Annotated in this window: 24 protein-coding genes and 3 tRNA genes; 13 read left to right on the top strand and 14 right to left on the bottom strand. The window is 41.2% G+C overall.

Features of this window, described 5'->3' with window-relative positions; genetic code table 11:
- Nucleotides 1–98 precede the first annotated feature (98 nt).
- From PDL71_RS08310 to PDL71_RS08300, 3 genes are read right to left on the bottom strand one after another with little or no spacing between them, the layout of a single operon-like run.
- A complete protein-coding gene (locus PDL71_RS08310; protein ID WP_407527938.1) occupies nucleotides 99–3,848 on the bottom strand; it encodes an ATP-binding protein in 3,750 nt (1,249 codons plus the stop codon).
- A gap of 2 nt (nucleotides 3,849–3,850) precedes the next feature.
- The gene (gene mazG, locus PDL71_RS08305) at nucleotides 3,851–4,642 is read right to left on the bottom strand and encodes a nucleoside triphosphate pyrophosphohydrolase (RefSeq protein ID WP_407527935.1); all 792 of its coding nucleotides are present in this window, start codon (nucleotides 4,640–4,642) and stop codon (nucleotides 3,851–3,853) included.
- Nucleotides 4,643–4,645: 3 nt separating this feature from the next.
- Nucleotides 4,646–5,731, bottom strand: coding sequence for a DUF3667 domain-containing protein (locus tag PDL71_RS08300; protein ID WP_407527932.1), 1,086 nt, complete (start codon nucleotides 5,729–5,731; stop codon nucleotides 4,646–4,648).
- A gap of 84 nt (nucleotides 5,732–5,815) precedes the next feature.
- Between PDL71_RS08300 and PDL71_RS08295 the strand changes: the two genes are divergently transcribed.
- The 3 genes from PDL71_RS08295 (at nucleotide 5,816) to PDL71_RS08285 (ending at nucleotide 7,031) form a co-directional block, all read left to right on the top strand.
- Nucleotides 5,816–6,643 (top strand): hypothetical protein, encoded by an 828-nt coding sequence (locus tag PDL71_RS08295; RefSeq protein ID WP_407527930.1) that lies wholly within the window; start codon nucleotides 5,816–5,818, stop codon nucleotides 6,641–6,643.
- Nucleotides 6,644–6,714: 71 nt separating this feature from the next.
- Nucleotides 6,715–6,787: transfer RNA gene (locus PDL71_RS08290), tRNA-Gly, on the top strand.
- Nucleotides 6,788–6,945: 158 nt separating this feature from the next.
- Nucleotides 6,946–7,031, top strand: a tRNA-Leu gene (locus PDL71_RS08285).
- A gap of 99 nt (nucleotides 7,032–7,130) precedes the next feature.
- Here PDL71_RS08285 and PDL71_RS08280 read toward each other — a convergent pair.
- Together PDL71_RS08280 and PDL71_RS08275 are read right to left on the bottom strand one after the other, a co-directional pair.
- Nucleotides 7,131–7,334 carry a hypothetical protein gene (locus tag PDL71_RS08280; protein WP_407527927.1) on the bottom strand — a complete coding sequence of 68 codons (204 nt, stop codon included), beginning with the start codon at nucleotides 7,332–7,334 and terminating at the stop codon, nucleotides 7,131–7,133.
- A gap of 50 nt (nucleotides 7,335–7,384) precedes the next feature.
- Complete coding sequence (locus PDL71_RS08275; protein WP_407527924.1) at nucleotides 7,385–8,422, bottom strand: glycosyltransferase family 2 protein; 1,038 nt, start codon at nucleotides 8,420–8,422, stop codon at nucleotides 7,385–7,387.
- A gap of 38 nt (nucleotides 8,423–8,460) precedes the next feature.
- Between PDL71_RS08275 and PDL71_RS08270 the strand changes: the two genes are divergently transcribed.
- From PDL71_RS08270 to PDL71_RS08235, 8 genes are all read left to right on the top strand, one after another.
- Nucleotides 8,461–9,606: a sensor histidine kinase gene (locus PDL71_RS08270; protein WP_407527921.1), complete on the top strand. Its 1,146-nt coding sequence runs from the start codon at nucleotides 8,461–8,463 to the stop codon at nucleotides 9,604–9,606.
- 85 nt (nucleotides 9,607–9,691) lie between these two features.
- Nucleotides 9,692–9,775: transfer RNA gene (locus PDL71_RS08265), tRNA-Leu, on the top strand.
- A 167-nt stretch (nucleotides 9,776–9,942) separates the two neighbouring features.
- Nucleotides 9,943–10,917 (top strand): YHS domain-containing (seleno)protein, encoded by a 975-nt coding sequence (locus PDL71_RS08260; RefSeq protein ID WP_407527918.1) that lies wholly within the window; start codon nucleotides 9,943–9,945, stop codon nucleotides 10,915–10,917.
- A gap of 24 nt (nucleotides 10,918–10,941) precedes the next feature.
- Nucleotides 10,942–11,409: a GlcG/HbpS family heme-binding protein gene (locus PDL71_RS08255; RefSeq protein ID WP_407527915.1), complete on the top strand. Its 468-nt coding sequence runs from the start codon at nucleotides 10,942–10,944 to the stop codon at nucleotides 11,407–11,409.
- 2 nt (nucleotides 11,410–11,411) lie between these two features.
- On the top strand, nucleotides 11,412–13,073 hold the full coding sequence (locus tag PDL71_RS08250) for an SMP-30/gluconolactonase/LRE family protein (protein WP_407527913.1): 1,662 nt from the start codon (nucleotides 11,412–11,414) through the stop codon (nucleotides 13,071–13,073).
- A gap of 60 nt (nucleotides 13,074–13,133) precedes the next feature.
- A complete protein-coding gene (locus tag PDL71_RS08245; RefSeq protein ID WP_407527910.1) occupies nucleotides 13,134–13,832 on the top strand; it encodes an SDR family NAD(P)-dependent oxidoreductase in 699 nt (232 codons plus the stop codon).
- Between the two features lie 239 nt (nucleotides 13,833–14,071).
- Nucleotides 14,072–14,458 (top strand): M23 family metallopeptidase, encoded by a 387-nt coding sequence (locus tag PDL71_RS08240; protein ID WP_407527907.1) that lies wholly within the window; start codon nucleotides 14,072–14,074, stop codon nucleotides 14,456–14,458.
- Between the two features lie 76 nt (nucleotides 14,459–14,534).
- On the top strand, nucleotides 14,535–15,227 hold the full coding sequence (locus PDL71_RS08235) for a phosphopantothenoylcysteine decarboxylase (RefSeq protein WP_407527905.1): 693 nt from the start codon (nucleotides 14,535–14,537) through the stop codon (nucleotides 15,225–15,227).
- Between the two features lie 16 nt (nucleotides 15,228–15,243).
- Here PDL71_RS08235 and PDL71_RS08230 read toward each other — a convergent pair whose 3' ends face one another.
- From PDL71_RS08230 to PDL71_RS08190, 9 genes are all read right to left on the bottom strand, one after another.
- Nucleotides 15,244–16,086, bottom strand: a complete 843-nt coding sequence (locus PDL71_RS08230; protein WP_407527902.1) for a hypothetical protein — start codon at nucleotides 16,084–16,086, stop codon at nucleotides 15,244–15,246.
- Between the two features lie 29 nt (nucleotides 16,087–16,115).
- On the bottom strand, nucleotides 16,116–17,147 hold the full coding sequence (locus tag PDL71_RS08225) for a Rieske 2Fe-2S domain-containing protein (protein WP_407527900.1): 1,032 nt from the start codon (nucleotides 17,145–17,147) through the stop codon (nucleotides 16,116–16,118).
- Nucleotides 17,144–17,575, bottom strand: a complete 432-nt coding sequence (locus PDL71_RS08220) for a hypothetical protein (protein ID WP_407527897.1) — start codon at nucleotides 17,573–17,575, stop codon at nucleotides 17,144–17,146. The genes PDL71_RS08225 and PDL71_RS08220 overlap by 4 nt, the downstream gene beginning before the upstream one ends.
- A gap of 292 nt (nucleotides 17,576–17,867) precedes the next feature.
- The gene (locus PDL71_RS08215) at nucleotides 17,868–19,511 is read right to left on the bottom strand and encodes a S8 family serine peptidase (protein ID WP_407527894.1); all 1,644 of its coding nucleotides are present in this window, start codon (nucleotides 19,509–19,511) and stop codon (nucleotides 17,868–17,870) included.
- 15 nt (nucleotides 19,512–19,526) lie between these two features.
- Nucleotides 19,527–20,528 (bottom strand): VOC family protein, encoded by a 1,002-nt coding sequence (locus tag PDL71_RS08210; protein WP_407527892.1) that lies wholly within the window; start codon nucleotides 20,526–20,528, stop codon nucleotides 19,527–19,529.
- On the bottom strand, nucleotides 20,525–21,313 hold the full coding sequence (locus tag PDL71_RS08205; RefSeq protein ID WP_407527890.1) for an MIP/aquaporin family protein: 789 nt from the start codon (nucleotides 21,311–21,313) through the stop codon (nucleotides 20,525–20,527). The genes PDL71_RS08210 and PDL71_RS08205 overlap by 4 nt, the downstream gene beginning before the upstream one ends.
- A 55-nt stretch (nucleotides 21,314–21,368) precedes the next feature.
- On the bottom strand, nucleotides 21,369–21,908 hold the full coding sequence (locus tag PDL71_RS08200) for a hypothetical protein (RefSeq protein WP_407527887.1): 540 nt from the start codon (nucleotides 21,906–21,908) through the stop codon (nucleotides 21,369–21,371).
- On the bottom strand, nucleotides 21,868–22,206 hold the full coding sequence (locus PDL71_RS08195; protein ID WP_407527885.1) for a DUF1622 domain-containing protein: 339 nt from the start codon (nucleotides 22,204–22,206) through the stop codon (nucleotides 21,868–21,870). The genes PDL71_RS08200 and PDL71_RS08195 overlap by 41 nt, the downstream gene beginning before the upstream one ends.
- 65 nt (nucleotides 22,207–22,271) lie before the next feature.
- On the bottom strand, nucleotides 22,272–23,858 hold the full coding sequence (locus tag PDL71_RS08190; RefSeq protein ID WP_407527882.1) for a GMC oxidoreductase: 1,587 nt from the start codon (nucleotides 23,856–23,858) through the stop codon (nucleotides 22,272–22,274).
- Nucleotides 23,859–24,081: 223 nt separating this feature from the next.
- Between PDL71_RS08190 and PDL71_RS08185 the strand changes: the two genes are divergently transcribed.
- Nucleotides 24,082–24,660 (top strand): Crp/Fnr family transcriptional regulator, encoded by a 579-nt coding sequence (locus tag PDL71_RS08185; protein WP_407527880.1) that lies wholly within the window; start codon nucleotides 24,082–24,084, stop codon nucleotides 24,658–24,660.
- 101 nt (nucleotides 24,661–24,761) lie between these two features.
- The gene (locus tag PDL71_RS08180) at nucleotides 24,762–25,115 is read left to right on the top strand and encodes a SnoaL-like domain-containing protein (RefSeq protein ID WP_407527878.1); all 354 of its coding nucleotides are present in this window, start codon (nucleotides 24,762–24,764) and stop codon (nucleotides 25,113–25,115) included.
- Nucleotides 25,116–25,133 lie beyond the last annotated feature (18 nt).

Below are 25,133 nucleotides of genomic sequence, written 5' to 3'. Positions count from 1 at the left end.
TGGGAGAGGTTGCTACGAAGAAAATTTCAATTTCTTTCGGTTGGTGAAGACACCAACCGATAAAACAATCAACTCATTAAAATAATACCTGTATCCCATCATCCAATCATCTTCAACTGCACATAAAAAACAGTTCCCTTGCCGGTGGCGGTTTCAAACCAGATGCTGCCCTTCATCTGTTCTACAATGCCTTTGCACATTGCAAGACCCAGCCCTGTACCGCTGGTTTTAGTAGTAAAGTTGGGTTCAAAAATTTTATCACGAAGATCGGGTTCAATACCGCTTCCGTTATCTTTTACAGATACGGTTACGTTTTGTGCATCTGCATGTAAACGCACTTCAATAGTGGGTGTGTTACCGGCAGGTACAGATTCAATAGCATTGCGGATGAGATTGGTGAAAAGGCGGTTCATCTGTGTTTTATCGCCCAGCACCCAAACAGGTTGAGCAACGGGATGGAATACAATGTTTGTTTCATGGTTCATGGCAAACAAATCAATCACTGCCTGCAATGATTGCTGCAGGTTCAAACGCTCCAGTTGGGCATTACCGATATTGGCGAAATTGGAAAACTCTGATGCAATATTGCTGAGGTAATCAATCTGCTCTACCAGTGTTTGTGCTACATTCTGTGAAATTACTTTTGTATCTGCTGCATTATTATCAATGGCTTTTTGCAGGTATTGAATACTCAGCTTCATAGGCGTGAGCGGATTTTTAATTTCATGCGCTACCTGTCTGGCCATTTCACGCCAGGCACCTTCCCGTTCACTTTTTGCCAGCAGGGCCGCACTCGCTTCCAGTTGCTGCACCATACGGTTATATTCAGTAACCAGTTCCCCGATTTCATCATTCCGTTTCCATACAATGGCTTCGTTGGTTTTACCGAGTTTGATTTCTTTCATCTTATCGCTGATGAAACTGAAAGAAGCGGTAATACGGTTGGTTACAAAAAACGCTACCAGTCCGGCAATTAAAAATATAAATGCATTGAGGTTGATGAGTGTTACGAGGAAGCTGGAGATTTCCTGCCGCAGTTCGTTCTGCGAAGTAAAGTAAGGAATGTTTACATACGCATAGGAACGTCCTTCATTATCACGCACCGGCACATAAATACTCATATAACTGCGGCTGCCTACTTTTTCTGTTTGAATACTCTGCACCAGCATTTCTTTTGCGAGTTGATAATAGGCCAAAGGATCCATACGCCGGCTGAGCAATCCTTTGTTGTAATAATAAGGTTGTGATGAAATACGCAGCAACCCCGTGGGATCATACACATTTACATCCACACCATGTATTTCTGAAATACGGTTTACTTTGGCCTGCAACTCTCCTGCTGCCACTTCATCATATACTTTCAGTACATCATCAAACACCGCATGGGCATTGAGCGCTTCTTCCACTTCGCTCCGCATAATTTCAATGGTGCGGCTCAGACGCTCCCTGTTAGTACGGTTGTGCCGGTTAATAAAAAAGAAGATGGTGGATACACCAATTACAAAGAAGGATATAATACTGATGGCTGAAATAGTAGTATGTACCTGTGAGCGGAAATTGAGCTGCAGCCATTGTGCCGGTTTTCTTTTTTCCGAACGCATGCGCCATACATATTGAGCAAACCGATATGCACCCCACATGAGCAGGAATACAAGAAACAGATAGGCAAAGAGTGTAATGGCCTGTAAGGTTTCCTGTTCTTTTTTTACAACTACCACTGCACGGTCAGGCGAAGCGATGTACCAGAGTTCTGAATGTCCGTTTAATTCATGATCATGAAAACCTGAAGGGGAAGTATGATCTTTTGGCAAATGAATGGGAAACGGATAATCATTAAAACTGCTGATGAGTTCTTCGTTTTTGTAAATGGCGTAGGCATAAGCCGGTGAATACTCCCTTTGCAGATTAAAGGTTTTAGAAAACAGCTCCGGGTAAAATTTATCACCGGTGTAGCGGCGTGGTCTTGAAAGAATAAACACTGAGCCCTTTACCTGGAACGAAGTTGTGTCTCTTACTTCACGACGAGCCAGGTAATAAAACTTATCAAAGGATTCTTCATAGTAACGCCAATCACTGTTGCCCAGCGGCTGACTTTGCAGGTTGTAAATAGTATTGAGTGCATTGAAAGAAGCAGAATCATCATTAAAGAGTGGCTGCTCATTTTCATCAAATGTAAAAATGCGTGTATCAAACTTGTTGAGATAACCGGAGAAATGCTCTCCTATCAAACTGTCTTTGAGGTATTGATTGGTACCCTGCACCCTGAAACGCTGAAAGTTGGTTTGTAAAAAATCAGGACGGAAATTATTCAAAGCTATACTCAACAGGTTATCCGCAGAAGGATCTGTTTGCAGGCTGAGTTTTTCGGCCATACGTTTCCGGTCGGCCCATTCTTTTTCACGGTTTTCAGCCAATAATAACACGGTGAGCGAAACAGAAAACAGCAACAACCAGAATAAAGAAATACCACTGGCGGGTACTTTCTGAAAAATGACATGTTTAAAAGATAACAGTGTGCTTACGGCCAGCAACCACACCAGCAATACAAAGTTGAACAGCACATTACCGGTATCAATGGTAAGTGTTAAATAAATGAAGGCGGTGATAATAAGCAATAATACCTGTGTAATCCATTGACGGGCTGTTTGCAATTGCAGCAGTGCTGTAAGCCATTGTGCCACCAGGTAATAACAGAGCGATAAACATCCAAGAATAAAGAAACCAATAAAACTATAACCGGAAAGACTGAAGAAATTGGTTACATCAAATGATATCTGGGAATCTGCAACGAGACTGCGTATCAAAGTTCCGAACAAAACGGTAACAAGGTAAAGCGCCGCAGCCGGCAACAATCCTGCGAGGTACACATTGGAATGTATTTTAAAAAGTCCCTTACCGGGTGAATAACGCCATGCAAATGCCAGCAACCAAAGCAATAAAATCATATTCACCAGGTAATCACCCAACGAACGAAGTACCGCATTGGAACCATAGATGGAAGGATCAAATAATTCAAACTGCCGCCACTCCACCGGTATGGGCAACCAGTAACTGAGTAGTCGCAAGCCGCCGATGATGAACACCAGGAAAAGAAAACCTGCTGTAAATGATTTTTTTATTGCCAACTGCACCGCTACTTTATGAATAAGTAAGAGCATGCAAAGCATGGCCAGCAGCCGCAGCACAATCGTAAGGGTGCTTAAAGGTTGCGGTACATTCTGTTTTTCTGTAAGCCAGAATAAGGTTTCATCTTTTTTGTTTGTAATCGCCAGTTTGGAAACGGCGGTATCACTTACATTGTAATATGCTTCGATGGAAGGCAGATACGTAAAGCTGTTATTGAGATCGTTAGTGGTTACAAAGTACTCCCACTTTACCGGTATTAATGCCAGTACTGCTATGTTTTGATTGGTGGAAGTGGTAATGGTGCGGCGGCTGATAACATAATAACCATTGATGAGTTTTTGAAACCATTGCCCGTCTTCATGCAGCCAAAGTGATAATGTGGGTTGAATGATTTGTGTGTTCCAAACTTTCAACTCCGGACCATCGGGTGTGATCTGTGCCAGGAAAATAAAATAATCTTTCTCTGCTACGGTTTGAAATTCCTGTTTGGAAACTTTGAGGTTATAAAGCCGCTCCACAAAAACTTTATCTGTGAGCAAACGTTCAAAATCTGTTTCTCTTGACTGAATAGTATTTTCCAGCGCCTTACGTACCTGCCCCGGCGATGAAGTGTAAGACCAATAGTATTGAAATAAAAAAGAAAAAGTAAGCAACCACGCTCCCAGGATAAAGAGATAGGCGTTTTTATACAGGAACGTCCGTATGGTGGATGGTTGGGTCAAAATCAGGAGGCCGGTTCTTCTTTGTTTAAATGTTTAATGCGGTTCCAGATAGCATCCATTTCTTCCAGCGTCATTTGATGCAGTTGTTTTCCTTCGCTCAATGCTACCTGTTCCATGCGTTGAAAACGGGTGATGAATTTTTTATTGGTTCGTTCCAGCGCAAGATCTGCATCCACCTGCAAAAACCGTGCATAATTGATGAGTGAGAAGAACACATCGCCCATTTCATCTTCCATTTTATCAGCATCTCCTGCGGCCACTACTTCTTTTAACTCCTGCAGCTCTTCTGTAATTTTATCAAACACCTGTTCTTTATGATCCCATTCAAAGCCCACCCGTTTTGCTTTTTCCTGGATGCGGATGGCTTTTACCATAGATGGAAGTGAAACAGGTACTCCCTGCAGCACCGAAGTTTTTCCTTCTTTCATCTTCAGTTTCTCCCAGTTACGTTTTACTTCTTCTTCATCCTGCACTTTTACTTCGCCATAGATATGCGGGTGACGGGCCACCAGTTTATCACAAATTCCATGGATCATTTCATCAATGCTGAACTGTTGCTGTTCGGCACCAATGCGTGAGTAAAAAACAATGTGCAGCAGTAAATCGCCCAGCTCCTCTTTGATCTGTTGCCAGTTGTTGTTATCAATAGCATCGGCCAGTTCATAAGTTTCCTCAATGGTAAGCGGCCGCAGTGTTTGGATGGTTTGTTTTTTATCCCAGGGGCATTGCTCCCTCAACTCTTCCATAATCTGAACAAGACGTAAAAAAGCAATACTGATATTTTGTTGATTCATTGATTAAACATTGAAAATAGTGTAAGAAAATAAGCCTACGCTTAAAAGTGCAAAAAGTATAACAGTAAAAAATAACAGGATAAAATACTTGAGTATGGTTTTAGCCCTGCCCTGTGCATACAAACGACGCATGGCTTTGTACAGGTAGATATACATGTAGAATCCGATAATCAAACTGATAAGAGTTCCCGGCCACCATGCAGCAGCGGCTTCTATTTCATTACTTGTAAACAGGAACAAAAGCATGATGAAATAAAACACATACAGATGAATGGTAAAAATGATATGTGTTACATAAAAAAAGCGTTTGTGCCGTATGTAGAGCAGGAACAGAAAGAAAGCAAACACCGGTAATGAAATAAATAACACTTTGGGTATGGAGTGCAGTGTTTTATCTTTTACATCTTTATTAAAAGCTTTTAAGTCGCCCTTGTATTTTTCATTTACAACAATAATGCGTTTGTTCATGAGTCGCTCTAACCAGTTATCTCTTTTTTCTTCAGTCAACGCCTGTTGAGCAGAATCGTATTCAGCAATGGTTTGGTATGTCTTATCAGTTATGCCCAGCATACCGGTAGTTGCTGAATCCTCTTTGCCGGAAGCTTTTTCAGTTTTTGTTCCGAACACTTTGTAAACTGCGGCTGAGTCTTCCGCTGTTTTTGCATCCTTCAAACCTTCTTCCAGCAATCTTTTATTACTGAAGTTGACAGCAGGAATTTTTGTACTGCTGCTGTCCGCATCTTGATTTATACGTATTGGGCTTTTTGTTTTTTCTGAAAAGAAGCTGAAAAACAGGATAAAGAAAAATGCAGATGCAAATACATACATACGCACCGGGTTCATATAAGAAGCACGGCGGCCCCGTTCATACTCCAGCGTTAACAATCCCGGTTTGAATAAAAGATAGCGGAGTGAAGAAATAAACTTGCCTTCAAAATGCGTGATATCATTGAAAAAATGAACTATCAGCTCCCATACCGTTTCCTTGGGCTCAATATTATGCTGGCCACATACATGACAGTAAGGGCCAAAAACCCTTGCATTACAGTTTAAGCACAGTTTTTCTTTCCGTTCTTTTCCGTGCGACATTTCTTTTTTAAGTTTTGCTAAAAATATAAAGAAAGCTTCATACGTTTCATTTAGCAGGAATATCTTTGATCTAATTCAGCACACATGTTACAAAAAATCCTTTATCTGCTTTTTTTATTCCCAATTGCCGCCCACAGCCAGTTTTACTATAAAGACCAGGTGAGCCTGCAGCAAACTACTGAACTGCAGCAGCAATACAAAGCACAGAAAATACGTAAGGTGATCCTCAATTCCTTCAGTCCGCAAGGAGAACCCACACCTGACTTTGTTTGTTTCCAGGAAGTTTCACCCACTTTCAATATCATTAAAACCTATACACAATCTGCTGCTTCCATGCAGAGTGTGCTGGTAAGCCAGTTTAACCCAAAGATGCAACTCATAAGGAGCAGCGACAGCAGCAACAGTTCGCTTTCTGTTACAACTTATACTTACAATGAAAAAGGACAGCTCACAGAGTTAACAGTAACCACACAGAGCTATGCTTACAAACAAAGCGAAACGGAGAAACACAACTGGATATATGACGCTGAAGGAAGAATACAGCAAATGTTCCGCATCCGTAATAATGATACTCTGAGAGTACAATTTAAGTGTGATGAAAACAATCAGCCTATAGAAGAAGAGTGGTTTAACAGTAGCGGTGTAAGCACTGCCTTGTACTACTATTATTACGACAACAAACGCTTAACAGATATTGTAAAGTTTAATGACCGGGCTAAAAAATTATTACCTGAATCTGTTTTTGAATACAATCCATCAGGCCAATTACAGCAGATGCTTACAGTACAACCGGGCAGCAGTAATTACCTGGTGTGGAGATACAGCTATAACCAGCAGGGATTAAAGGAGAAAGAAAGCTGTTATGACAAACAAAAAAGACTGCTGGGTTATGTTACTTACCGGTATCAATAAAAAAAGTTCAAATTGATTTTGGGAGATTAATATTGCTTCTTTACATTTGCACCCCACAAGTTCTTAAACAAGCGGAAGTAGCTCATTTGGTAGAGCACGACCTTGCCAAGGTCGGGGTGGCCGGTTCGAGCCCGGTCTTCCGCTCAAATCCCGCTCTACAGCGGGATTTTTTTTCACCAAACGGTGGGCCCCGATGGTGGAATTATTGGTAGACACGTCACGCCTTAATGCGTGATGGCCAGCAATGGCCGTAATGGTCCAATTCCTTTTTGGAGTACAAGTAGTTCTTATATAAAAATATTGCCCCGGTGGTGGAATTGGTAGACACGCAGGACTTAAAATCCTGTGGCCAGCAATGGCCGTAACGGTTCAACTCCGTTCCGGGGCACAGAATAAGCGACTTTGGTCGCTTTTTTTGTTTTATATGGTTTATGTACAAGCATAAAAAAACCGCCTCACGGCGGTTCTTACTATATAGCAATAAATTTTATTTATACTTCGGGTTGTACTCCGTGCTGGAAGGCACTTCTACATTCGGCTTTCCTTTGTAACGATAGCTGTACAGTTTATAACAGCCGCCCATAACAAACGCAACAATACAAAAGAGCTGCACATAAAATAAAAAACGGGAAGATACTACCCAGTTGCGGGTGAAATCATTTTTTTTGTTGTCCATTACTTCCTGTGACATGTGATCGGTTTTTTACTTTGCAAATGTAAGGGTTGCGGGCTTTTATTGATTTATTTTGTTTTCACAATTTCCAAAAAAGTTTTTCTTCCCTTCACAAAATATTGCCAGATAATACTTCCGCTATACCAACCTTTTAAAACGGGCTGATCTGCTTTATAGCGATGCCCTTTCAGAAACAACCATTTTATATAAGAAAGATGAGCACTTGCCACGCCCCTGAAATATAACGGATAACCCAGCAGCAATTCTTTCAAGGCAGAAACAGCATCGAGCCCCAGCCGAACCGGTATCTTCCAGATCAACTGTGTAAGCGGCAGATTTTTAGTAAGCATGATGAGGTTGTTGCGGAAATTGAAATACACTTTCCGTTCGCTGCCATTGGGCAATGTGCCGCCGCCTACATGGTACACGGTACTTTGCGGACATACATAGATGTCATAACCAAGGCGCTGCAAACGCCAGCACAGATCAATTTCTTCCATATGCGCAAAGAAGTATTCATCAAACCCCTTGGCCTCATGGTAGCAGTGAGCCCTCACAAAAAAAGCAGCACCGCTTGCCCAGAAAACAGGAGCCGCATCATTAAACTGCCCCTCATCGGTTTCCAGCACATCAAACAAACGTCCTCTTGAAAAGGGGTAACCCAAGGCATCCATCCAACCGCCGGAAGCACCTGCATATTCAAACTTTGTCTTGTCGTGCCAGGAAAGGAGTTTGGGTTGACAGGCTGCAATGCGGGCATCTTGCTCCATTAAGGCGATTACCGGTTCAATCCAACCCGGTGTTACTTCCACATCGGAGTTAAGTAAGATGTAGTAATCAGCTTCTATCTGCTGCAGAAAAAAATTATAGCCTTTGGCAAAGCCATAATTCATGGTTGATGTAAGAATCTCAACTGATGGGAACTCCTTCCGTAACAATTCTAAAGAACCATCGGTGGAAGCATTATCAGCTACAATAATCCTTTTGTTGGCATAGGTGGAAGCCAGAACAGACGGCAGAAACTGCTTTAAATAAGCTTCGCCGTTCCAGTTTAAAATCACAATTGCAACAGAAGGTTGACGCAAGGGTTTTAAAAATTTGCTCAAAAATAGTTGTTGGCTGCTAATCCTTCCTATTTTTAAATATGCTTGGTGAATTTTTTAACTGGCGCAGTTTACTGGCAGTAATTGCCATAGCCATTGTAAGCGGTACTGTTTTTTATTCCAACTACCTCGGCCGGAAGATAGCCCGTGAAGAACGGCAGAAAGTGGAAGAATGGGTGGAAGCCAGCAATGCTTTACTGAGTGCAACTGCAGGCGACACCAGGCTGCCGTTTAAAATTATCCAGGATAATGATGATGTGCCAGTTATCTGGACCAATGAGCAGGACAGTATTGTGCAATACATCAACCTGGACTCTCAGAAGATTGCCATTGATACCGGGTATGTTCGCAAAAAACTGGATGAGTTCCGGGCCATCAACGATCCTATTAAGTGGACAGACCCTTACGATTCCACCCGTTTCAATCTCTACTATTTCGGTCATACCCGTTTGCTTAATGAAGTGCGTTATTATCCACTGGTTCAGCTCTTAATTGTGGCGCTCTTTATCATCATCACACTCTTGGCCCTGCAAAGCCGCAACCGTTCTGTACAAAACATGCTGTGGACGGGTATGGCCAAGGAAACCGCCCATCAACTCGGCACACCCGTGAGCAGTATGCAGGGCTGGGTGGAAATGCTGAAAGAACAAGAAGGGGCCGGACAGATTGCGGCCGAAATGGAAAAAGATGTAGAGCGGCTGAAACTGGTGAGTGACCGTTTTGGAAAGATCGGCTCTGTACCACAACTGGAGCCGCATAACACAGTAGAACAGGTACAGCGGATGGTGGATTATGTAAAGAAAAGAGCCGCCGGAAAAGTGCAGTTTCATTTTATACATGAACGTGATGCGATGGTAGCCCCGCTTTCTCCTCCCCTGTTTGACTGGGTAATAGAAAATTTATTGAAGAATGCACTGGATGCCATGGATGGCAACGGCAGCATTACTGTTACTTTAAAAGAGGAAGCGGGCAAAGTGTTGATTGATGTGGCGGATACAGGCAAAGGAATTGCTTCACAAAACATCAACCGTGTATTTAAGCCGGGCTTTACCACCAAAAAACGTGGCTGGGGATTAGGACTGAGTCTGAGCAAACGTATCATTGAACAATATCACAAGGGCAAATTGTTTGTAAAACATTCTGAAGTGGGTAAAGGCACAACGTTCAGGATAGAATTGAAAAAATAAGCTGCAAGGTATTAGCTGTGAGCCACGGGTTGGTTTTTTATTTTTCATTCTACATTTTTCATTTTACATTTGCACCCCTCCAATTGCCCGGGTGTTGAAATTGGTAGACAAGCCACTTTGAGGTGGTGGTGCCCGAAAGGGCGTGCTGGTTCGAATCCAGTCCCGGGCACGATAAAACCGATTCATATGAATCGGTTTTTTGTTTTCCTGCCATAAACTTCTTTAACCACTACCTTTTCCGTATAAATATTTCATTGAAACTTATACTACTATGTAAAATGACCGACACCTGATGTTATACCGGCCTGCTTACTTTGTTCCATCAAATTCAATTTTATGGATACAAGCAGAAAAATCAATCGCCTGAATTTTGTTGTGAAAACAAAAGAACGCCGGGAAAAAATCATCAATGTCCTCATAGCTACCATCTTTGTCATCCTTTGTTTATTTGTAACCGCCAATACACAGGCGCAAAAAAGTACAAAGTATTTTAATAATCTGGATGCAAACGGTGTTATCCTTGATGGATATGATGCCGTAGCCTTTTTTACTGATAATAAACCTGTAAAAGGTGACCCGAAATTTACGTTTACCTATCATGATGCCAAATATCAATTTGCTTCACAGGAACACCTGGAACTGTTCAAAACCAATCCTGAAAAATATGTACCCCAGTTTGGTGGTTGGTGTGCCTACGCTGTGTCACTGGGTCGCATCGCTCCTATTGATGTCAACAATTTCTCTATTGTGGGTGGACGTTTATTTATACAACACAATCAGCGTGCAGTAAACGGATGGAACAAAGATGTACCGGGCAATATTGTAAAAGCAGATAAATACTGGCCCGATGTAGCAGCACATAACGGCAAACAAATTACAACTGACGAAGAAAAGGGGTTCTATAACAACATCAACGATGATGGGGTCATCATGGGTGGTTATGACCCTGTTGCTTATTTTACTGACAAGAAACCTATCAAAGGCTCATCCCAATTTTCAGCACGCTACAACGGAGCTACTTATTATTTCACATCACAGGAACATGCTGACATGTTTAAAGAGCATCCGGAAATGTTTGCTCCCTTATACGGCTCCTTTTGCGGGTATGCGATGGCATTTGCCAGGAGAAGACCGGTAAATCCTGAGTATTGGAATATTGTTGATGGTCACTTAATTCTTCAGCACTCAAAGGGTGCATGGGATTTATTTAACAAAGACATTCCCAAATTCAAATCGCAGGCTGATGTGCAGTGGCCACCCATTCAAAAAGAAAATGCAGGTAAAAAAGTAAAATACGATAAGCCTGTTTAACTATTAACTTCTTAACAACATCACATGAAAAAGAATATTCTGATTGCAATAGCACTTTTTACTGTAACACTTGCAAAAGCACAGGTAATCAGTCAATCAACAATTACACTGGAAGCAGCTAAGAAAATTGTAGCCGAAGCAGTGAAATATGCAAAATCTGTAAATGCCCCCGGAGGCGCCATTGCTGTAGTGGATAATGGGGGTCATCTTATTTACCTGGAAAGACTGGATGGAACCTTTGCAGCCGCCAGTGAAGTAGCTACCAAAAAAGCAAACACTTCTGCCCTGTTTAAAGCACCGTCTTCCCGGTTAGAAAACGCTATCAATGGTGGCAGAGGTGCATTGATAACTGTGGGTCATACATTTTTGCAAGGCGGTATTCCCATTATATTCAATGGACAGGTGATTGGTGCCATTGGAGTAAGTGGCAGTGCCAGTGCACAACAGGATGAAGATATTGCCAATGCAGGCAGTAAAGCACAAATACAATAACCATGAGCAGAATATATAAAATCATTCGCTTCCAGATCATCCTCTTTTTTCTGCTGCTATTAGCAATTGCTTTGTTTGCACAGGAAACAAGACAACTGGCTGTTGATAAACCGCAGGCAATTGCAGATTTAAAAACAGCAGAAGGTGCAGCAATCCTTAATGCAAGATGGTTTGTACAAAATGCACATATAGTGAATGCCGATTTCAAAACACCCGGCCCCGGAACCAATGGCGATCAACTGCCATTGTATCCAACCGGTACTGCCATTAAAACGCATCAACTGCATCCCCAAATAGGAGCAGCTGATTTTGATAAAGCATTTAAAGCAATACCACCAACAGAATTGGAAAGAAGACAGGGAACAGGTCTTTTATCATTCGTGTGGTATAAAGTAGATCTCACTATTCCTGCTACGATCGGAAGGCTGAATACCACAGGTACTACTGCTGTATTTGAAATTGTGATGGATGATTACAGTGAAATATGGGTGAATGGAAAACAAATGCAGGGCTTTGGCCAAAATGGAAATGGTGTCATCAGCGGTTACAATACAAGAAACCGTGTGATACTTACAAACAATGCAAAAGCAGGCGATCAATTCTCCATAGCAATTCTCGGTATTAACGGAACAATGGGGAAACTGCCGGATAATTATATATGGGTACGCAATGCGGTTGTTGATTTTTATAAAGATGGTTTGCCGGTAAATAAATCATGGGCTGATGACGGAAAAATATTTGCGATTGATGAAAAGCTCCATACAATTATTGCGCCCGGCACAAAGGTTGAAAAGATTGCAGATGGATTTTCATTTACGGAAGGTCCTGTTTGGCATCCTGATGGCTACTTATTGTTCAGCGACCCGAACACCAATGCCATTTATCGTTACAATCCAAAGAATCATAATGTAACGGTGTACATGAGTCACAGCGGATTTACAGGTGCTGATATTGGCGAATATGGTCAGCCGGGAAGTAACGGATTGGCAATTGATAAAGAAGGAAGATTGATTATTGACCAGCATGGAAACAGAAGAGTGATCCGTATTGAAAAGAAAGGGCCTGTTACAGTACTTGCAGATAAAATTGATGGCAAACGTTTTAATAGTCCCAATGATTTAGTGCTGAAAAGTGATGGCAGCATATATTTTACTGATCCTCCTTATGGATTGCCCGGTTTCTTCAATGATAAAAACAAAGAACTGGATTACCAGGGTGTGTTTCTCATAAAAAACGGAAAGGTATCAGTAGTTGCAAAAGATTGCGGAGGACCAAACGGTATTGCATTTTCGCCTGATGAAAAATATTTATATGTGGGCAACTGGGATATTCGGGATGTGCATCATACCAAAACTGTTTGGCGCTATGAAGTACAGGCAGATGGCACATTAAAGAATGGAAAAATATTTTTCGACTGGAATCTTACGGAAGATGATGAAGCCATTGACGGCATCAAAGTAGATAAGGAAGGGAATCTGTTTGTATCAGCACCCGGCGGTGTTTGGATTTTATCGACCGAGGCAAAATTACTCGGCAAAATTGTTACGCCTGAACGTGCAGCTAATATGGCCTGGGGCGATGATGGAAAAACATTGTACCTCACCACCCATACCAGCTTGCATAAACTAAGGGTGTTAACAGGTGGAAAATTCAGTTGGGAGTAAGTTGAGAGTGTTGGAGCTCCGCCAAAAGCGGAGCTATTTTTTAATTTAAGTTTTATATCTATGTCTAAAAAGAAAATAGCCATTATTACAGGTGCCACAGGCAATCTTGGACTGGCAGTAACAAAAAAATTTATCGCTGAAGGATATAAAGTAATTGGTACAGCTGTACCCGATGATGCTACGCCTATGAACTTTCACGAAGATGAATTTGAAAAAGTGGTAGTGGACCTGCTCAATGAAGAAGCTGCAGCGGAGTTCATTGCTTCAGTAATTAAGAAGCATGGTACTATTGATACAACAGTTCTAACAGTTGGCGGATTTGCAATGGGACGTATCAGTGAAACTTCCTCCGGCGATTTAATGAAACAATACAAACTCAATTTTGAAACTACATATCATATTGCCCGGCCGGTGTTTGTACAAATGATGAAGCAGAACAAGGGCAGAATGTTTTTTATTGGAGCAAGACCGGGTTTATCTGCAGTTCAGAGTGAAAACATGACAGCCTATGGTTTTGCCAAATCTTTAGTGGTTCGGCTGGCGGAGTTAATAAATATTGAAGCCAGAGGAAAAAATGTAGTAGCAAGTGTAGTTATACCAAGTACGATTGACACTCCACAAAACCGCAAGGCGATGCCGGAAGCTGACTTCAACAATTGGGTGAAACCGGAAGACATTGCCAATATTATTTATTATCACAGTACAGACGAAGCCCATGCCTTAAGAGAAACAATTATTAAGGTGTATAACAATTGTTAATCCTTTTCACCACAAATGAATAAATCAAAACCGTGCAACAAATCAACCGGCTTTGGATAGTATTAATTCTTCTTTTTCATAGCACAGGTTATTCTCAAACTACAGCAACGTCGTGCATCAACAAATCCAAACCACGTTATCTTCTTCCCTATCCTGCCGGCAATAGTTATTTTCTCTTGCAGGGGAACTGTGGCAGGCATAGCCATTTTGAACATCAGCAATTTGCCTATGATTTTCGCATGCCCGTAGGTTCCATCGTTACAGCAATGCGCTCCGGCAGGGTAGTCAACGTAAAAGAACAATTTCATGATCATACCAATAACAGCGACTCTCTCAACTTCCTGATCATTTTACATGACGACTCTACAGCTGCCCGTTACCTGCATCTTACTTTCCAGGGTGTTTTGGTTGAAAAAGGTGATTATGTTCAGGCAGGTGATACGATTGCACTGAGCGGTAATACAGGTATAAGTACAGAACCGCATCTGCATGTAGACATCACAGGCTATTGCACAAAAGCACCCTGCCAAACACTACCCTTTTCATTTATTAACAGTAATAATCCTGTTCCTATACAGGGCAGAACCTACCAGGCTTATAAAATAAAGAGATGGCAATTAAGGTAAATGTTGCCTATGTAATGCAGCTTACATTTTAAGCTGCTATAAACCCTAAGTTTGAGTTATAATTATTTTTACTACCATGAATCAAGGTTCTACTATACTTTATCAAAAAAAGATTCTGATTACTGCTGGCCCCACAAGAGAAGCGATTGATCCGGTACGCTATATCAGCAATCACTCCTCCGGAAAAATGGGATATGCCCTTGCACAGGAATTTCTTAGCAGAGGGGCGCAGGTTGTACTGGTAACAGGCCCCGTTTGTATTGAATTGCATCATGAGCATTTAAAGATCATCCGGGTGCAATCAGCCAATGAAATGTATATAGACTGTTGTCGCTATTTTGAAGAAACGGATGTTGCAGTTTTTGCTGCTGCAGTTGCTGACTATCGACCCGAAGCAGCAGCTTTACAAAAAATCAAAAAGAATGATGAATCATTCATGATCAAAATGGTAAAGAATGTAGATATAGCGTTTGAGTTTGGGCAAATCAAACAACCTCACCAGGTTTCTGTTGGCTTTGCCCTTGAAACCAATGATGAAGAAAAACATGCTTTATCGAAATTGAAGAAAAAGAATTTTGACATAGTGGTACTCAATTCTATGAACGATGCACAGGCGGGCTTTGGATTTGACACCAATAAAATTTCGATTATCCAGGATGATTTATCAGTTACTGAATTTCCGTTGAAATCGAAAAAGGAGGTGGCGGTTGATATTGTTGATGCTGCAGCAAAGAGGCTGCTTAAAAAACAACAACTGCTGACCCGGTAAACCAAACAACTTTTGATTAAAGAGGTTTACAATAAATCAATTCATCATTTTCTTTAAACCAACTCAAGCCACCTGTACGTTGCAGTTTTGTTTTTGTGTTGATATATAATACAACCCAATCATTATACTGCATAGCTTTTGCATGAAGCTTTACGGGGTCTGCCACATAGTCTTTTACAAAATCATTTACAGGGTTGCCGTTTTCATCAAGCAATAAATAATATAATGGGCCACCTTCACGCTGACGAACGTATAAAACCGGGCTGATGCCGCCTGCAATACAACGAATGGCACAATCTTTATGCGGCTTTCCCCTGCCGGGCTTCATTACACCAAAATAACATTTGGGGTCTAATATTTCACCAATCAAATCAACCGTACCCAAATCTTTTACAACATTTTTCAAAGACGATTCCGTTTTTTTCACTTTCACCAACGGCGCATCGTACTTATCAATTTGCAAAATTGCTTTCCCGTCACTGTAAATCAAAGTTCCTTTTAATGTTAGCTGATGTTGATGAAAACGAAAACCCTTTTGCTTTTCCAGTTCGTCAATAATCCCCTGCGCACCAAATTTACCGTAACCTACCAGTGGCATTGTAATAAACTCCTGTTTTCCGTTAGCATCTGTTTTTGAAAATACTTTTAAAGAAGGAACAGGATATTGTTGATAAATCCCTGAAACCTCTGTAAGCATTCCGTATTCAAATACTGATGTTGAAAATTTTCGCTGCTGTAATGCGAGTATAATACCAAGAGTAATTACGAGCAGACCAATTACTAACAATATCTTTTTTATATGCTTTGCAAAACTTTGCGGAGCTGTCGGCATCCAGCCTATATAAAATTCATCATTCATCTTCAACTGTTTTAAATAAAATCCGGTTACTAAAGTGTTGCTCCTTCCTGCTCCGTACCTTCTGCAAACGGATTGGGATTGAGCCATACTTTGTTATCCTTTACCTTCACAGCATAAGTGCTTACTTTTTCTTTAAATGGCGGCGGCGATTGCCCGTTTTGCGGCAGGTATTGATACCCATGCCATGGACAGGTAATACATCCGTCAATAATTTTTCCTTCGCCTAAAGGGCCACCCTGGTGCTTGCACAAATTATGAACAGCATACAATTTATTTTCATGACGATACACCGCAATACGCTCTTCATTAATACAGAATATTTTTGCCCTGCTGTTTTCAATTTCATGCGCTTCACATACATATACAAATCCGTTTTGCGTCATGGTGTATTTCATGCCGTCAATCTTTCGCTCTTTCCATGCTGCCAGCAAATGAAGGATGATTAATGAGGCAGTACCGATGAATAAAATCCAGACGAATACCGGATTTTTTTCTAACTGAATCACACCCAGCATTACATGCATTACTACCAGTGCATAAGCTGCATAGACCATCATGTGCAAGGACTTCCAAACCATGGGTGATAAATTATGCAACCAGAAATCATGACTGGTGATAGCCATCAGGAAAAGAATTATAAGTGCAAGTAAACCCAGCAACTGAAAGGGAAAAGCAGGCACACTGCCAAAGTTAGTATTTGACGTAAGCACAGAAACAACCGGGTTAACATTACCTAATCCATGAAACTGAAAAATGCTGAAGATGCCATGCACAGCTGCCAAACAAAACATAGTAACACCTAAATGCCGCCTGTTGTACAGAAAAGGAAGAAACTTTTTATTCAATCTTGTTAACGGACCAATAGACAGGATTGCATGCAGCAATAATAAGGCCAGTGTAGAAGTACTGCGGATGAGTAATGTTTCAAACGTAACCTCACTGTTAAATAAAAGCGTAAGTGCTGAAAACAAAACAAGATAGCTGATGCAAAACAATGCAATGAAGAAGTCATATAATTTCTTTTGCCGGTTCCATCCCACGGCTGCATATGCGGTACTCATAATGAAATATTGATGGTATCAATTACCTGTTCATGAATAAAATCATACAATTGCAGCTGCAACCTGCCGGTTGAATCCTTTCGCTCAAGTGGAAAACGGTAATGACCCCGTGCTTCTATCCGTCCGATTAAATGTTGCTCACCGTTTTCACGCACCTGGTACACCACAGCAGAAGGAATACGTAATGAAACTTTACTCCACCACTCCAGTTGCAAATGCCCCTGCTTATCAGTTTGAAGCTCTATTTCATAATGAGGCCGCTGAATGGTTCTTAAAACTACAGGCAAAGCGGGAGGTTGTGAACTCACAATAGCTTTTACCGGCTCTAATGAGGGTATCAGCAACCATGATATAATTACCAGGAAAGGAATCAACACGGCCAGTACCATCCATACAATGCGATGACGTTTACGCAGCTGCCTGTTCATTTTTTGGGGCTTTATAAATTTTTATCCATTGGCGAAGCAATATGGGCCAAAACACTATAACGCCGGGAATAATGATAATGTAAAATCCAAAACTGCTTCCCTTTACTCCTTCATCTACCATCTTTATACCTTTTGAATAATAAAAGGGCAGAAAGCAAATGCCAACCATAAGATACCCGGCTATGACCGCTAACAACCATATAACTGCCATACAAATACTTTACACAAAGAGAGCATAACAACAGCAATGATGCTGTCGCCTGTAAGACGTAATTGAAGAGAATGTGAACGCTTAAATATTGAGTATGCTGTTCCAGCCATTAAATCCATCAGGTTCCCGAACGGGATTTTCAACATCTTCCACCCACATTTTGTCATCAATCAGAAATTTATACGTGTAAGTTCCTTTGGGAGGAAGGGGAATTTGAATTTTCCAGTTGCCGTTAGCATGAGGCTCCATTAACAAAACATCCTGCGCCCAGTAATTAAAACTACCTGCTAGGGAAATCTGGTGTGCACAGTTATTCTGTATATGAAATTCAACCATGCGTTTGTTGCGATTGATATAAGGTGATGCATGCTCTTTCATAAACACCTCCCGGTTTAAAATTTGAAATAATGCTTTGCGGGGACGGATATAACCATAGCCCTGTTTTTCAATTTGTATAGCGGGCAGGCGTTTTGCAGTACTGAATAATACTTTCCTGATGCTGAATACATCCAGTGCCGGGTTAGCCTGTAACATTTGTGCTGCCACGGCACTTGCCAACGGCGCTGCAAATGAAGTACCATCCACATGCATGTACTTTGCCGAAAAATATTTTGTTTGCTGAATCCGATCTGTAAGTAACTTCCTCTTAAAAGTTATATCCATTTTTGAAGCTTCCGGCAAAATCCAGGTACATTTTTTTTGCACATCAGCCCACTGATGTTCAAGTTCTTCATCTGTTAGCATCATTGCCCTGTGCAGGCATTCCGCTTCGTTAGCCTGCTCTGTTCCCGGAAGTATAGGAGCTGCAATCCAAACGGCATTGGCCACCAGTTCCGGTTTAAACAATCCATCAATGGTAGCGCCGTACGATGAGTGATAAGAAAACAGTTCGTCATCGAGCCTGTTAAGGTCATCAATGCCGCCGATACTGATCACATAAGGCGCATTAGCAGGTGGCTTAATAGAAGCCTGTTCATCATTACCCACGGCAGCGATAACAACTATATTTTTTTCAATAAGTCTTTGTGCGAGCTGATCAACCATGGATTGATGATAACCGGTAGCTTCATCATCACCCAAACTCATGTTAACGATCCTGATATTATATTCAACGTGATGATCCAATACCCATTGTAATGCCTTTGAAATATTTTCGGTGGTGATGCGTCCATTTTCATCCTGCACTTTAAGCAATACCAAATCTGCATCACAGGCAATTCCCTTGTATAAACCATTGCTGCAGTAACCATCACCGGCACAAACTACAGAAGTCATGGTTCCATGCCATGCAGAAGGGTGTGATTTTTTAAAGTACTCCTCAGTTGCAGAAGGGTTGGTTATATCCAGTACTTTTTTTACACGGTTGCGTGTTTGAACTAAATCATCATGCAAATAAAATCCACTATCAATAAAACAGATGGTAACACCCTTTCCGGTATAACGCACATCTGCATCTAAACGCAATGCAGACGGAAGGATAATAAAATCATCCGGTGATTTTACCGGGAAATAAGGGCCTATCTCCGGAAGCATCCGCTGCTGCATGATAATTTCTGTATGATAATAATCTACACAACGGCTGCAGATACCATCTTCCTGGGCCCAGTCAGGATTATGCTCCCTGATCCGTTGAAGAACCAGTTTCTCATTATCAATATGATAACGATACAGCAAACCGGCTACTTCATCTCCGCAAACAGGGCATATTTTAATTTTTGTGTACATGGGAATCATCTGTAGTTATTGTTGCTGTACTATGAGCACAGCGTGCCCGTCAGGATCTTTTGCTGTAAATACCATACAATGCCGTTTGTTGTACTGCAGATGTACCGGTTCTGAAATAAGCATTACGCCTGCTGCTCTTAATTTATCGAAAACAGCTTTTGCATCTGTTACTATAAAAGTGGTTTGCCAGAACCACAAATCATCTGCTCTTGTATCAGTCGGATATGTTTTACCCGGGCCGGGAACTAAGTATTCTAAAAATTCTACACCAATACCTTTTGCAGCCCTGTAACCGGTAATGTGCAGGTTGGCACCTTGTACATTGTTTAAATGTTCCTGTTCTGTTCCTTTATTCCAACTGTCTCCTTTGCGTTCGATACCCAATAAGGTGCTGTAAAAAACATGACTCTTTTCAGTACTGCTGATACCGATAGCTGTATGATCAATCCCAAGAAATATTTTTCCGTTTGTTTGCTGCCACTTGGCCTGGCCTTTTCCTTTAGGGAAATAAATGATTTCAAGATTGTGATTGTCCGGGTCATGGAAATAGAAGGCTTTGATGCCCTCTGCTGCGGGAATTGTTTTGGGCAATGTTTGAGGTGCTGTTGAAACAAATTCAATATTGTGCTTACGCAACTGTGCAAAGGCTTTATCCATATCACTCACCACAATGGCTATATGTTGAAAAGATAAATCATTGCTCTTTGCATCTTCTGCAATACTTCTGCCACCGGCAGTTAAATAATCGGTAAGTTCAATCACTTCATCTCCCAGTTTCAAACGAACGACACGGAGATGAATACCAAACACACCTTTGATGGTTTCAATCTCTTCACCCAGCAACTCTTCGTCACTAAATTTCTGGAAGCCCAGTACTTCAGTATAAAATTTTACAGACCGATCCATATCCTTTACTGTAAAGCCAACTGTTTCCACATTCGTTACCTGGGAAAAAGTTATAGCCTGTAAACAAAGAAAAAATGCTGTTATCAATCCATTTCGCAGTATCTGTTTCATATACCATTTTTTACCGTTACTTGTTTTGCAAATTTTGTTTTGAGAAAAAATTCAGCTGCTGCCATCATGCCTGCAAAAGGCATCAGGAGATAAATCCAGAAAGCTGTCCATATCTGTGCAGGCAACGCACTGGCAAAAGAACGTGCAGGGTTCATACCAAAACCTGAAACAGGTCCTGCTGCAATCACCCATACACATACAAGGCAGGCTGCAAATATTCTTGTGTACTTTTTTAACGTGTTGTGGTGCGAAGTAAACAAGACCATCATCATGGTAATAAATGCAATACTAAATTCTGTTACTGCGGCGGCAGCAACCCCATACTTACCGGGAACAGTTACAACAGAGTGAACAGGTGCTGAGGTTAGCAACTTGCCCAAAAACAACTGCATTAAAAAAACGGCAACTGTCCCTCCTGTTATTTGGAACAAAACAAAAAACAGGGTGTCATACCTGCAGGTTTTGCCTATGCGCAAAAAAGCCAGGCTTACTGCAGGATTTATATGTGCTCCGCTGGGAGCCGTAATTGGTGAATAAAAGATAACCAGTGCCGTTACACCCATTGCCACACCCATCAGTATATTTCTTAAAAACACATCGGGCAGATAAGCATACCAACTGCTGTAAGGAGAAAACAACATAGAGCCGAAGAAACATGCTGATACCATGAAGATGCCCAGACCGATTGCTTCCTGGAAATAATACAACTGGTTTGCATTCCAGGCGGCTTTCAGTTGTGTCCAACCGCTGAGACCACGACGTACCTGTATGGGCATTGCACGCATGATGTAAAATGAATACAATTGAAATGGATGCGGTGTCGCCTGATTGACGCAATCCTCATTTTTCCTTACCGAGCTCTATATTTAAACCTGCTATCACCAATTGCTCTGTTTTTTTGCCGTTAGCAAGTATAAATTCAATATGAGGTTTCCAGGTTCTGCTGCCGAATAATATACCAGCGCCGGTGTTAACATATTTTAAATGACGCAGTTCTGATTCATTCAAACTTGCTTCCTTTTCCCTTGAATAGCTTATTCCTAACACAGGGTATAAGATAATTTGGCGGGAAGCAGGTAAGTAATAATGAAGATTCATATCAAAATCCCATGCTGATAACCTGACTGTTTCTCCCTGCTTTATTTTTTGAGTACCGAAAAACCGATTGACTTCAATACCGGCTGAAAAGTGTTTTGTGAAATGATAAAATAAACTGGCATTAGTACCATGCAGCCGTAAAGAATGATTTCTTACAGCAGCAATATCAACACTTAACTTTTGTGCCTTTAAAGTAACAGTTACCAACTGCATTACAATCAACAGAATTCCACAAAAACGATCAGGATACATGTTCTTTGATTTCTTTAAGTTCTTTTGCAAGAAAATAATTTAAGGCCGTACGTAACACAGCAATGGCGGCTAACATACCAATTGCATCCCAACCCGGCGCAACAGCAGTAGCCAGTACATCTGCACCCAGTAATAATTCCAGCGCTACTGCAACTGTACTTCCGAAATTCACACGGATACTTTCCAGTGACGGAGGATTCCTTTTCCGCAGCAATTGCAGCAGGTAGTTATATAAAGCGATTATTACTGCAACCGCTATAATCACAGCGGCGAGTATTTCCACCACGTGACTGATATTAATGGTTATTTGTTTGGCTACTTCTTCCATATACTATGCAAAGGGCGCTGCCTGGAAAGGAAGCGCCTTGATTTTTCATATCAACTCTGAGAAAACTAAGAACCTAACATTTCAAATTTCTCTGTTGAAGATTTCTTTACTTTCAATACTTCGTTAATAATATGATCGCCTACACGTAAGGCATTGGCAGCAATGGTAAGTGCAGGATTAAATGCACCGCAGCTTGGAAAGAAACTTGCATCTGCCACGTACACATTTTCCAGGTCATGTGTTTTACAATTCAAATCGAGCACAGAAGTTTTGGGATCTGTACCAAACCTTAATGTTCCGTTTTGATGACTCATACCGCTTATATCAAGATCATAACCACCCCATTGTACATCTTTATAATCAGGGTCAAGTTCACCCAGTTTTTCAAATGTTTGCTTCAGCTTGTCTTTCAGTTTTTCATAAGCTGCATAATTGGTTCTCGTATAGTTTACTTCAATGGAACCGTCCTTACGAAGTGTGACACGATTGTCAGGCGAAGGCAGATCCTCGGCGGTTAACCAAAAATCAATACTCATCGCTTTCAACTCTTCATATGTTTTACCGGGAAATAAAGATGCGCCCATCCATAAGATGGTATCAGGATCATTACGGCCCATGAGTTGTATTTCGCCCAGCGGGAACTCGCTGTCGTCAGCACCATGATAAAAATCAGCAATTCCTATACTTTTCTGAAATACACTCGTATTGTTCTTCCTCGTAAATGCAACCAGGCAACCATTATGATGCAGCATTAAATTACGCCCCACCTGGTCGCTGCTGTTAGCCAGGCCATTGGGGTGCTGTTCATTGGCACTACGTAAAAATAATGCAGCGCTGTTTACAGCACCGCAGGCAACAACTACCATATCGGTGCTGAAATATTGTTCCTCCCCGTTAATGAGTGCTTTTACATTGGTAACCTTTGTGCCGTCTGTATTTGTAATGAGCTTTTCAACATAGGTATGTGTAAGTAATGTTACATTCTCCCTGTTCAAAACATTGCGTAAAGCCGCCGTTTGTGCATCAGCTTTGGAATCAGTTGGATCCGGAAACCCATCAAAATTTTCAAGTTTTACAGGAGATTCATTTGGCGAACTGTCCTGTGGCAACTTCATACCCATAGGCAGCGGAAAAGGTTGTAATCCTGCCTTTTGCATTTTTTGTATAAGGTCTTTAATTACGGGTTCATAAGGCAAAGGCGGATAACGATATTCACTTCTGGCCTTTGGCTCGGTGGGATCGCTGCCACGCAAACCATGCACATGATATAAAAATTCAGCCTGTGTATAATAAGATTCATATACATCATACCCCAATGGCCAGGCCGGAGAAATGCCGCCGTAATGTTTTACTTCTTTAAAATCGCTTTCACGAAAACGAAAAAGCGCTGCACCATAAAATTTAGAATTACCCCCTACATTGTAATGAATAAAAGGTTTAAAGGGCTTTCCAGTATGATCATACCAATTTTCATCAGGACGGTATCTTCCTTTCGTCACCACTTCCTGCGCATCCCAGTTTTCTTTTTCTTTCGGTACAAATCCTCCCCGCTCCAGTATAAGGATTTTCTTACCGCTTTGGGCCAGTTTATAAGCAATGGTGCCGCCACCGCTCCCGGTGCCGATGATGATGATATCGTAATGATTTGTCATACTAAATTTTTCAAATACAAAGTGAAAAAACCTTCAAGAGATGAACTGTCTTCAATACGACTTAAAGGACAAGAAAACACCATTTATGTCGGTTATACTACAATAACAGATAAATGTTTCGGGAGCAGATTACATCATCATTTTGAAGAAGCGCCTGCTTACCAAATAGCAAATACCTCTTTAATTTGTCATCTTATTTTTTATCTTCATTTCCTCATTTTTTATGTTTCAACTTATTCACCAGAATATATCCCGGCATATTACGCTTACGGCTGCGGAATTTGATTATTTCACAAGCTTATTAAAGCTTAAACGTCTTCGAAAAAAGCAATTCTTACTGCAGGAAGGAGAAGTATGCCATTATGAATGCTTTGTAAACAGCGGTTGCTTGCGGCATTATTATTTGTCTGCAAACGGGCAGGAACATATTATGCAGTTTGCGGTAGCGGATTGGTGGATTGGAGAACAATCGAGTTTTTTAACCGACGAACCCTCAAAGTATTTTATTGATGTGCTGGAAGATGCTGAATTTTTACTTATCAGCAAAACAGATCTTGAAACACTCTATACCCGGGTGCCAAAATTTGAACGTTTTTTTCGCATTGCCTTTCAAAACAGTTATGTAGCCCTGCAACGACGCATATTGGCCGGTTTAAATCAAACTGCAGAAGAAAGATATCTTGATTTTATAAACCGCTATCCTGATATTGAACAAAAAGTTCCTCAACACCAACTGGCAGCTTATCTGGGAATCAAACCTGAATCGCTTAGCCGCATCCGCAAACAACTATCCGGCAAGTAACTTCTTAACATAGATCAATACTTTTTCCTACCATAGGTTATTGGCTTCACCATCATCTGCACCGCAATTTTGTGTCATTAATTACATCTAAATTTTTTATTATGAACACAATTGCAGAAAAATTAAACCATCTCAATCAACTGGTATTAGCCGGGCAACTGTTGGATGCCTTTGAACTCTATTATGATGACAACGTAACAATGCAGGAAAACGGGCAGCCCGCAACTATTGGCAAAGAAGCCAACCGCATCAGGGAAAAGGAATTCCTGAATAATATTACCGAGTTCCGTGGCGCTAAAGTTCTTCATACCGCTATTGGCGACAATATATCATACGTTACATGGAGCTACGATTATACGCATAAAGAATGGGGCATAAGAAACTATACACAGTTATCAGTACAGCATTGGGAAAACGGAAAAATCATCCGTGAGCAATTTCTTTATGGAAATTAAAAACAAATAGCAAAAGAA

It is taken from the genome of Lacibacter sp. MH-610, assembly GCF_045780045.1.
Classification (GTDB): domain Bacteria; phylum Bacteroidota; class Bacteroidia; order Chitinophagales; family Chitinophagaceae; genus Lacibacter.
The sequence above is the reverse complement of the archived record's forward strand: the minus strand, read 5'-3'. Positions and strand labels throughout refer to the sequence as shown.

Excerpts from the sequence above, each read along its gene's own strand:
- mazG (WP_407527935.1), bottom strand. The coding sequence starts at position 4,642 with ATGAATCAACAAAATATCAGTATTGCTTTTTTACGTCTTGTTCAGATT.
- PDL71_RS08300 (WP_407527932.1), bottom strand. The coding sequence starts at position 5,731 with ATGTCGCACGGAAAAGAACGGAAAGAAAAACTGTGCTTAAACTGTAAT.
- PDL71_RS08295 (WP_407527930.1), top strand. The coding sequence starts at position 5,816 with ATGTTACAAAAAATCCTTTATCTGCTTTTTTTATTCCCAATTGCCGCC.
- PDL71_RS08280 (WP_407527927.1), bottom strand. The coding sequence starts at position 7,334 with ATGTCACAGGAAGTAATGGACAACAAAAAAAATGATTTCACCCGCAAC.
- PDL71_RS08270 (WP_407527921.1), top strand. The coding sequence starts at position 8,461 with ATGCTTGGTGAATTTTTTAACTGGCGCAGTTTACTGGCAGTAATTGCC.
- PDL71_RS08260 (WP_407527918.1), top strand. The coding sequence starts at position 9,943 with ATGGATACAAGCAGAAAAATCAATCGCCTGAATTTTGTTGTGAAAACA.
- PDL71_RS08255 (WP_407527915.1), top strand. The coding sequence starts at position 10,942 with ATGAAAAAGAATATTCTGATTGCAATAGCACTTTTTACTGTAACACTT.
- PDL71_RS08250 (WP_407527913.1), top strand. The coding sequence starts at position 11,412 with ATGAGCAGAATATATAAAATCATTCGCTTCCAGATCATCCTCTTTTTT.
- PDL71_RS08245 (WP_407527910.1), top strand. The coding sequence starts at position 13,134 with ATGTCTAAAAAGAAAATAGCCATTATTACAGGTGCCACAGGCAATCTT.
- PDL71_RS08240 (WP_407527907.1), top strand. The coding sequence starts at position 14,072 with ATGCCCGTAGGTTCCATCGTTACAGCAATGCGCTCCGGCAGGGTAGTC.
- PDL71_RS08235 (WP_407527905.1), top strand. The coding sequence starts at position 14,535 with ATGAATCAAGGTTCTACTATACTTTATCAAAAAAAGATTCTGATTACT.
- PDL71_RS08230 (WP_407527902.1), bottom strand. The coding sequence starts at position 16,086 with ATGAATGATGAATTTTATATAGGCTGGATGCCGACAGCTCCGCAAAGT.
- PDL71_RS08225 (WP_407527900.1), bottom strand. The coding sequence starts at position 17,147 with ATGAGTACCGCATATGCAGCCGTGGGATGGAACCGGCAAAAGAAATTA.
- PDL71_RS08220 (WP_407527897.1), bottom strand. The coding sequence starts at position 17,575 with ATGAACAGGCAGCTGCGTAAACGTCATCGCATTGTATGGATGGTACTG.
- PDL71_RS08215 (WP_407527894.1), bottom strand. The coding sequence starts at position 19,511 with ATGTACACAAAAATTAAAATATGCCCTGTTTGCGGAGATGAAGTAGCC.
- PDL71_RS08210 (WP_407527892.1), bottom strand. The coding sequence starts at position 20,528 with ATGAAACAGATACTGCGAAATGGATTGATAACAGCATTTTTTCTTTGT.
- PDL71_RS08205 (WP_407527890.1), bottom strand. The coding sequence starts at position 21,313 with ATGCGTGCAATGCCCATACAGGTACGTCGTGGTCTCAGCGGTTGGACA.
- PDL71_RS08195 (WP_407527885.1), bottom strand. The coding sequence starts at position 22,206 with ATGGAAGAAGTAGCCAAACAAATAACCATTAATATCAGTCACGTGGTG.
- PDL71_RS08190 (WP_407527882.1), bottom strand. The coding sequence starts at position 23,858 with ATGACAAATCATTACGATATCATCATCATCGGCACCGGGAGCGGTGGC.
- PDL71_RS08185 (WP_407527880.1), top strand. The coding sequence starts at position 24,082 with ATGTTTCAACTTATTCACCAGAATATATCCCGGCATATTACGCTTACG.
- PDL71_RS08180 (WP_407527878.1), top strand. The coding sequence starts at position 24,762 with ATGAACACAATTGCAGAAAAATTAAACCATCTCAATCAACTGGTATTA.